At 49.6% G+C, this 1,029-nt stretch carries 1 protein-coding gene and 1 pseudogene; one reads left to right on the plus strand and one right to left on the minus strand.

The genetic code is table 11. The features are described from left to right. Nucleotides 1-251 (plus strand): annotated as a pseudogene (locus tag R7Q38_RS24945) (hypothetical protein); the annotation flags it as partial. Between the two features lie 80 nt (nt 252-331). On the opposite strand, the gene R7Q38_RS24950 reads toward R7Q38_RS24945, so the two are convergent. Beyond that, the coding region (locus R7Q38_RS24950) for an MFS transporter (protein ID WP_411913412.1) at nt 332-1,029 on the minus strand (698 nt) is incomplete at its 5' end.

The following is a 1,029-nucleotide window of genomic DNA, read 5'->3' on the forward strand; positions in this document are numbered from 1 at the left end:
CAAGCAAGGACGTGATGGCTCAAGAGTTGAAGCCAAACGGTTTGTTGAGCTTTAGCATGGACTCAGAGCGTATTCTGGAAGTGTTAGAAAAAGCATCAATAGCGACAGGCCAGCCTCTTCCTGAAGACGTGCTAGTGAGCTTCCAAAACGAGCTAACGGGTGGCATGAAGATGGACGTCACTGACAAAGGCATCGGTTTTGAGTTTGATTACCGCAGCTCGACCAAAAAGGTGAGCGTTGCCCAGCAGTAAACGCAACAATACTTGAAACCCTACGAAAACGCCCACTGAATGCTGTGGGCGTTTTTCTTTCTTCAATTAAGTCGGTGACATTAGCTGGCTTTCTCTGCCACCTCTCGGTGTTGTTGCGCTTCTTCAGTGTTGAACCCACGTAGAATATTGGTCAAGGTGATGGCGGTAAACAGCACTACAACCAACGACAAATGCCACGCTTCACTCAATCCAAGTTGCACCAGCGTCATACTCACCAAGGAAGAGACCACCATTTGACCGCCGCCAGACATGGCTGCCGCCGCGCCCGCTTGCTCTTTGTATGGTTGCATCACAAGTGCTTGTGCACAAGGCAACGCAATGCCATTGCCAAGAATCATCAACAATTGTCCAATCATCAAATACAAGGGTTCTACCGGGCAGAAAAACAACCACAGTGCCGCACTGATATGCAAAACAGGCGTGCAAAGCAGCATTTTCTTATTTCCGATGACGGGGCGGATGCGGTTACAAATGGTTGTGCCGCCGAGCAGACCTAACGCGGGGATCAGTGCCCACATGGCGTATTCGTCCGATGTCATCCCGATTGGGTCTTGCATGATAAAAGGCATCACGGAGACGGTCTTGATCATCAAGCTGAAGTTGAGCCAACTGATGCTCGCAAAGCTCATAAAATATCGAGACGAGAGCAAATCACGATACTGCACCAACATTTTGGCTGGAGAGGGGATTGCAGAGCGTCGTGTGATGGTCTCTTTGAATCGAAACGCAATGATGATCCAAGCGAGCGACACGTAAC

It is taken from the genome of Vibrio sp. Vb0598 (assembly GCF_033338935.1).
Lineage (GTDB): Bacteria > Pseudomonadota > Gammaproteobacteria > Enterobacterales > Vibrionaceae > Vibrio > Vibrio alginolyticus.